Annotated in this window: 6 protein-coding genes and 2 pseudogenes; 7 read left to right on the forward strand and 1 reads right to left on the reverse strand. The window is 66.7% G+C overall.

Features of this window, described 5'->3' with window-relative positions; genetic code table 11:
• Positions 1-41 precede the first annotated feature (41 nt).
• Positions 42-335 carry a formyltransferase family protein gene (locus C8D87_RS49200; protein ID WP_112227749.1) on the forward strand — a complete coding sequence of 98 codons (294 nt, stop codon included), beginning with the start codon at positions 42-44 and terminating at the stop codon, positions 333-335.
• The gene (locus C8D87_RS47805; RefSeq protein ID WP_233442177.1) at positions 332-733 is read left to right on the forward strand and encodes an integrase; all 402 of its coding nucleotides are present in this window, start codon (positions 332-334) and stop codon (positions 731-733) included. Before C8D87_RS49200 ends, C8D87_RS47805 begins: the two co-directional genes overlap by 4 nt.
• Positions 734-1583: 850 nt before the next feature.
• On the opposite strand, the gene C8D87_RS18850 is transcribed toward C8D87_RS47805, so the two are convergent.
• On the reverse strand, positions 1584-2960 hold the full coding sequence (locus C8D87_RS18850; RefSeq protein ID WP_112227658.1) for a S1 family peptidase: 1377 nt from the start codon (positions 2958-2960) through the stop codon (positions 1584-1586).
• Between the two features lie 250 nt (positions 2961-3210).
• Between C8D87_RS18850 and C8D87_RS45170 the strand changes: the two genes are divergently transcribed.
• The 5 genes and pseudogenes from C8D87_RS45170 to C8D87_RS18870 form a co-directional block, all read left to right on the forward strand.
• The gene (locus tag C8D87_RS45170; RefSeq protein WP_146771769.1) at positions 3211-3444 is read left to right on the forward strand and encodes a hypothetical protein; all 234 of its coding nucleotides are present in this window, start codon (positions 3211-3213) and stop codon (positions 3442-3444) included.
• Between the two features lie 460 nt (positions 3445-3904).
• Positions 3905-4108, forward strand: a pseudogene (locus tag C8D87_RS47810) (cold-shock protein); the annotation flags it as partial.
• 30 nt (positions 4109-4138) lie between these two features.
• Entirely contained in the window at positions 4139-4843 is a 705-nt protein-coding gene (locus C8D87_RS48915; protein WP_411711418.1) for a cold shock domain-containing protein, read from the forward strand.
• Between the two features lie 1203 nt (positions 4844-6046).
• Positions 6047-7270, forward strand: coding sequence for a hypothetical protein (locus C8D87_RS18865; RefSeq protein ID WP_170166482.1), 1224 nt, complete (start codon positions 6047-6049; stop codon positions 7268-7270).
• Positions 7271-7447: 177 nt separating this feature from the next.
• A pseudogene (locus C8D87_RS18870) lies at positions 7448-7589 on the forward strand (IS5/IS1182 family transposase); the annotation flags it as partial.

Genomic DNA, 7589 nt, shown 5'->3' on the forward strand with positions numbered 1-7589 from the left:
GATCTGCGACACAGTCCTAACCGGACACGGCCGGTGCACACATAAGTCACGATGACACCGAGAGGTACCGGGGAGCGAACCCCTACGCACGTGTCCGTCGGCACGGTGCCCGCACGATCGCAGCGACCGCGCACATCGCGACCGAGGTCCTAGACGACGGACACATCATCGCCCAGGAGTCGCGCCACGTCGACGCGCTGGGGCCGATGCGTCCACGGGTCCGTTCAAGTCCATTGAGGACCGTTCCGGGATGTTCAACGCGCGGAGTTGCTCCCAATCTGCTCCCACTCCGTGTGGGGTGCCAGAACTCTGCGCTCGCCCGTGAGCTGCGGTGATCGGGTTCTGGTGTTCCGGCGGCATGATCGTGGGCGTGGCTCTGCGACTGCTCTGTCTCGTCTTTGTTCAGCTGGGTGGTTGGTTGGTTCTGCTCGGCCGGTCGTCGGCGGCGAAGGATGTGGAGTTGCTGGTGGTGCGGGATGAGGTCGCGGTGTTGCGCCGGACTCACGGTCGTCCGCGTCTGGATCGGGCTGATCGTGCGGTGCTGGTCGCATTGGTGCGGCGGTTGCCTGTCTGGTTGGGGGAGCACCGATTGGTGACTCCAGGCACGGTGTTGCGGTGGCATCGGCGCTTCGTCGCAAAGAAGTGGACCCACCCGAACCGGACTGGGCGGCCGCAGGTCGATGAGACGCTCAGCACCGCCACCAACCCTGACGGGCGCTGGACCACCCAGTAGGCTCGCAACCTCTTGATAAACCTCGGCGATACGGCCAGTGACTTCCGATTCATGGTTCGTGACAGGGCCGGCCAGTTCACGGCGTCGTTCGATTCCGTTCTCGCTGACGCCGGGATCGACGTCGTGAAGATCCCGCCAGGGTGTCCCGCGGCCAACTGCCACGCGGAACGGTTTGTCGGCACCGTCAGACGCGAGCTCACCGACCGACTGCTCATCAACGAGCATCACCTCAAGTCAGTGCTGAACCGCTACGTGTCCCCACTACAACCACCGGCGGCCACATGAAGCGCGACACCACACCCCACCGCGACCCGATCGCCCGATCGCAGTGCCCGGCCGTAGCGGTCCGTACGTCGCCGCCAAGTACTCGGTGGCTTGATCAACGAGTATGAACCTGCGGCAGCCTAATAGACCAGGTCAGACGCACCGGACCGTGTTTTGGTACCCCGCAGGGCTCGGCTGGAACCGCTGATCCCGGTATGCCTGGGCGGTACGACCTGGACACCATCGCCGCCGACAACGCCGTGCGGAGGAACACCGGCAACGTCACCACAGACTCGCTGTGGGGCGCGGTGTCGGCCCCTGGAGGGTTCCGCCTCGACAACAGCCGCTCCGACCGCGACTACATGTACGCGCCTCGGCCGGTGAGGCGAAGCGGAACACCGGATCCCCCGACGGCAGCGCAATATGGGTGTTCGAACGAAAGTAGCCGTCCTCTCGCGACATGAGCGACACTGGCACCCTCGTATTGGTGTACCTGGTCGTTGCCAGGCACCTGGCGCGGAAGCGGCCCAGCTGCCGGCGGGTGGCCGGGCACGCAGTGCGTCCGGCCACCCGAGAACAGGACTCGTCAGCCCTTCTTCACGATGCCGGGCATCGCCTTCTCAGCCAACCGGATGTCGGTGAACACGTCCATGCAGTCACCGTCGTTGAAGTTGCCGCCAGCGCTGAGGATGCCCTTCGCGACGATCTTCCCGCCGCTGACCGTGTAGGCCGGGCCGCCGGAGTCGCCACGCGCGGTGCAGGTGCCGCCCTTCTTGCCCAGGGTCACGTTGCGCGCCATCTCGCCGTCGACGTACCGGATGTTGGTCTTGGCGTCCCAGACCTTCCAGCCGCACAACTCGCCCTTGGTGGTTCCGCCCGTGCAGTACTTGTCGCCCTTCTTCGGCGCCCTGCTGGCGACTCCCTTGACCTTCCGGTAGGAGCTCGAGTTCGGCCCGCCGACGTACATCTTGCCCGCGGTCTTCCAGCTGCCGTTCATCTTCACCAGCGCGAGGTCACCGCTGTAGTACGACACACCGCTCATCTTGGTCGAGCCGGTGGTGTTGTTCCAGTTGTCCTTGACGACCTTGCCCACCTTCTGCGTGCCGTAGCGCGGCATCCGCACGTCGCTGTTGGCACTCGTGCAGTGCCCGGCGGTGAGGAAGTAGCTCTCGCCCTCGTGCGTCCAGGAGAACCCGACCGTGCAGGTGCCCGCGTTGGTGTTGGTGGTGGAACCGCCGAAGAACGGGTTGGCGTCGTTGTCCCGGCTGACCTGCTTCTGCACGAAGGTGTTCGGAGCGAGGTGCACCGCGACCTTTTCAGCGCCGTACTTGCTCGCCAGCGCCGTACGGGTCTCCTCGGTGAGCGCCGAGGCACGCACCACCACGCGGTTGCGCTCGGCGTCCACGGACGCGGCGTACAGGTTCTGCACACCGGGCACGTCGGACTCCAGCACCGCGTCCTTCACGGCGTCGAGGTCGGCCAGGCTGTACTTGGCCTTCGGCGTGCTCGGGTAGAAGATCCTCGGGATGACGACAGCCTGCGCGGCCTCCGGCTCGGCCGCCGCGGTCTCGGACGCCGGTTCCTCGGTCTTGCCGGTCTCGAGGCCGTCCTGGTTCGCGTCGTCGTTCCCGTTGTCCGCAGTGGACGGATCGACGCCGATGCTGCCTGCCGCATAGGCGGTCTTCGTCGAGTCGGCGCCGGTGCGCACGCCCGCGACGATCCGGCCGGTGGTCCGGTCGACGTAAGGAGGCGCGAGGTCCGCCGGGTCCGCCTCGGCGCGCGCCTCCGCCGCCTCCAGGGCCTGCGCGACGTCGTCGGCGAGCTGGTCCGGCAGCGCGGGGGCCGCGGTGAACACCTCGACCGCCGTGGCGGTGGCCGGCCGGTCGCCGGTCACGTCGGTGCTCGCCACAGCCGACTGCCCAGCAGTGAGCACCGCCGCCGCCAGGGAAGCGACGGCGATCACGCGGGTCAGGATTCGACGCTTGTGTCTGTTCAAAGAAAACCCCCATGCAACGAACGACCACGGCGGACGGCCGTGGCCTACAGGGGAGGAAACGCGGACGAGGCGAGACCGGGTTGTCACGTCTGGCCAGCCAGACGCTGTGCTGATGATCACAGCCGAGGACGTGGAACAGCTTGCGCGCTGCGGCGCGACCGATAGCCGTCTTGGGTAGGGGCACATCGTCTCCGGCAGCCACAACCATCAGGGCTTCGTGGAGCCGCTGAAGGGGCTGCCAGCGCCGAACCTGACGTCTGAAGCGGAGGTTCAGGCTGCTGCGGACTCGTTGCCAGATGTGACGGCGGTCATCAAGGAAGGCGATCCGGAGAAGCTGTCGGGGCTCTACGGAGAACTTGGGATCGAGTTGAAGTACGACAAAGCAAAAGAGGTCGTCTATGCGACGACCTCTCCGCCTGTACTTAGCGATTGTGTCCGAGGGGAGATTTGAGTTCCCATACGTAGCAAGCTTGCGCAGTTCGCGCGTTGCACTATTGGATAGCTCGAAACCATTATGGAGGGCCAGTCGGCGTATTTCAATCTTTGGTCATTTGCGATGTCGGCTATCTGTGGAACACTGCTGACCAACGAAGGTGACCCTCGGCTTCAGCGCACTCCACCACAGCCCGGTGGCCCGCTCACAGAATCAGGCTGTAGCGTCGTTCATCGTTGGCGAGTAATCGGCGGCTTGATCAACGAGTACGAATCTGCGGCGGCCTGAGGCGCAGGTCGGACCACCAGGCATAGTTTGGCCCCACACGTCCGCATACTCGGGCAACGTCTGGTGACGGGCGCGAACTCGGTGACTTCGGCGATGTACTCACGGCGGAGCTGCCGCGCGTCGGGATCAAGATGTACATACGCGCCTGGGACACTGGCCCCCCGACCACCCGCGAGACCAGGAGTGCACCGTGCAGCAGGGAACCGTCCGCTGGTACGACCTCGAGCGCGGCTTCGGCTTCCTCGCCCCGGATGACGGCAGCGCCGACATCTTCGTGCACGTCTCGCAGGTGCAGGGCGAGGGCGCGGCCCGGGCGCTGCGCGAGGGCCAGACGGTGGAGTTCGAGACCGGTGAGGGACCCCGCGGTCCGCAGGCACTGCACGTCGCCGTCACCGGGGACGCCGCGCCTGACGCGACCCTGGGCGTGCTCGCCACAGTCTCCTGGTACGAGCCGGCCAAGGGCTACGGGTTCGCCGCGCCGGACGGCGGGGGTGCGGAGGTGTTCGTGCACTCCTCCGCCATCGTCACCGGGGGCGTCCTCGCAGCCGGGCAGCGGGTGGCCTTCGTCGTCACCGCGGGGGAGAAGGGGCCGCAGGCCCAGCACCTGGTGCCGCTGAGCTTCGACGCCGGTGTCCGCCGAGCCCCTCTGGTCGCGCCCGGCGACGGCGCCGACGGCTCCGTCCTGTGGTTCGACGAGGAGAAGTCGTTCGGCTTCGTGGCCGCCGACGACGGGGCGGGTGACGTCTTCCTGCACGTGCGCGCCCTGGCTGACGAGGTGTACCTGCCGGCCGAGGGCGACCGGGTCTCGTTCACCACGGTCACCGTGGACCAGGGTCGTCAGGCGCGCGAGGTGCGGTTCGTGACCACCGGCGAGCCGGTGGAGGCCGCCGCGACCCCCAACCAGGCCCGTACGGTCACCCGGCCCGCAGCCCGCGCCGGCGACGGCACGGTGGCCCGCTACGACGCCGACCGCGGCTTCGGTTTCATCACCCCCGACGCCGGTGGGCCCGACCTCTTCGTGCACGTCTCGGTGGTCTCGGGCGAGCCTCTGGTGGCTGGCGAGCGGGTGCGCTTCCGCATCCGGCAGAGCGACCGGGGTCCGCAGGCCGATGCCGTCGAGCGCGCCTGACCGTCCGGGACGGTCCTACGACGCCTCGAAGCGGGCGACGTAGCGGCGCTGCCGCGGCGTCTCGACCGCCCGGCGGTCCATAGCGCGCCCGCGTACGTGACCGCCTCGGCGGCCTGCACCCCGTTCAGGACGGCCAGGCACGCCAGCGCGGTGCCGGTGCGACCGTGACCCCACCGCAGGCGAGCTCGACCCGCTCGTCGCGCGCGGCTCCACGCCTCCCACAGCGCGTCCGCGGCGGGTCGGTTCATGAGCCAGTCTGCTGGGGGCTTGCCGGGTGTAGGAGCTGCCGACCTTGTTCCTGGTGGATTCCCAGGCAGTGCCGGTCCAGGTGATGGACGCGGGTCAGCGGCCGGGGCGTCCGCTCCGTGAGGCCTGCTTTCCGGGCCGTGATGGTGGCCAAGCGCTCCCGGCCTAGCATGACGGCCAGATCTGGCATCGTTGCGTCGCCTCAGAGTCGAGCGCGACACCGCGGCGGGACGCCACCACCGTGGCAGCTAGGGCGACCAGTCTGCGCGGGGACTCGAGGAACAGGCTGGAGTCCGGCGCATCGTCCACAACGGACAGTGACTGGCTGGCGTTGTGGCATTCGGGCGATGTTCATCTGAACAGCTGACGTGGCTCCGTGCTCGATGGTAAAGACAGTCGATCATGAGCGCGGGTGAGCTGGAGGAAGCCGTCGTCGACGGGCCGTCGTGGTCCGAGAGAGGACTCGGCCTGAAGTCTGGCCGGTATCCGCTGGCAAGGGAACCCACACCAGTGGATACGGATTGCTCAGAACGAGACGAGTGTTCCGAGCTATGCGGAACGTGACGCCAACCCTTGGTGGATGCGCGTCGCCGTCGTCGTCGAAAGCATGGGGCGTCGATGTAGTTGACACACTCATCTGGAGCGGGGAAGTACGGCCGGTCGAGGTCAATGGCGACTCGTTGAGGGTCCTCGAAGGCGAGATCATCAACGGACGTCATGCGGCAGTCCGCCATCGCGACTATGTCGCACTACGGAAAGCCGCAGAGGGTGCCGAGCCGACGGAGCAGTAAGCCTCTTGAAGCGTCGTTCGGCGACGTTACGGCCGCGCGGTGACGACATCCCGCTATGGCGGCTGCTGAGTCAAATGATCCACGATGCTGCCCCGCGGTCCTGTTGCCCGTGACTTGTTGGTGAGCGAGCAGTAACGAGTGTTCGTGCGGGCGCGATCAGGTGGCCGTGGTTGACATCAGCGTGGACTTCGGTCTGTACGGCGAGGATAGCGACGGCATCCGCCGAACGAGGCGGTACCGCAAGCGCTACGAGGTCAAGCCTAGGGTGCTCGCCGTGCGTGCGTTGCGCAGCCTTGGGTTCGGCGACGTGTGTGTGAATGAGCCGCACGACTGGATCAACCAGGGTCGGATGGTCAGCGGCGGGCTATGGGTGTCGGCCGTGTTGGGGTTGGGTGTGCTTGCCGTCGCGGAGCTGGGCTTCTCCGTGCTTGCGGCGGCCGGGGCGGTGCTAGCGGTCGTGTTCGCACCGCTCGTGCTGCTCATGCTCAACGTGATCACACCGAGGACGAACCGCTACATCGTCGTGTGCGCCTGGTGGGTCACTTTGGGGTGGCTGTTGTTCACCAACAGCGCGTTGATCATGCTGACGCATCTGCTCCCGTTGGCGTTGGCGGTGTTGGGGCGGTGGGTGCTGCGCGCTGGGTTGCTGGCCCGGCGGATGCCGCTGTTCTTGCCCGCCGCGCTGGTGATCGTGCTGGCGCCGATGTTCACCGAGGATCCGTGGAAGTTCGTTGCGTCGGCGGGCTGGCGGCTGGCGGCGCTTGCAGTGCTCGCTGTCGGGCCGTTGCTCTTCCTGGTGCTGCGCCGGCTGCGGAACGTGCGGTTGGAGCAAGTGATGGAGCAGGCCGGTTCGGCGGTGAGTGGCGATGTCGACAAGTCGGTCCGGATGGGAGCGACGATGCTGCGCAACAGGTGCATCGCTCGTGAGCATTGGCCAAGGCCAAAGGAGCTGAACCGTTTCCTCAAGCTTGCACACCAGAAGCCCGACGTCGGCAGGTTGTGCGAGCTGGCTGCGAGAGAATTCCCGCGCCGGGTGAGAGGCAGGCTGATCAGCCTGCTCATCGGTACGTCGGCGGCGACCTACGCCGTGATCTACCTGCTGACCGTCGTTGCCATGCCGTCGAGTCTGGCCGAGGCATGGTCGGGCACACCCACAACGTATGTGGATCTTGACGTCGTATGGCGTGGGCTCGACGTGATGTTGCCGGTGTGGCCGTATGCCGGCGTGGCTTCGCTGTTCTCGATCATCGCCGCGGCTGGGCTCCTGGCGGCAGCGCTGACCGACGACGTCTACACCAATGCCGTTGTCGATGTCGTGTACGGCCACCTGGCGCGACTGCTGATCGTGGTGGGGGTGCCATTCCTCGCTGACATCCCCGATCGGAAGTGACCAGTTCGACACCTGTCACATCGAGCCATTTTCATCCTGGTCTGGATGCGTTGGCAGGTAAGGGTTTGCGGTCGTGACAGGTTGGCGCGCTCTCGGCGTGTCGACCCGCAGGCATGGCGAAGCCCCTGGTAGCAGAGCTATCGACCAAGATCGTTCCGCGTCACCCAGGGGCTTCATGTGTTGTTCTGTCGTGCCGCGCTGCCGTTGTCACATCGCACCCTGAGGTTCGTGTCCGGCTTGATCCGCACGCACCGCCGGGAGCTGGGATCGAGGTGGCGCAGGCTCGATGCCGGGCAGCAAGCCCTGCTGGTGCTGGTCC

It is taken from the genome of Lentzea atacamensis (assembly GCF_003269295.1).
Taxonomy (GTDB): domain Bacteria; phylum Actinomycetota; class Actinomycetes; order Mycobacteriales; family Pseudonocardiaceae; genus Lentzea; species Lentzea atacamensis.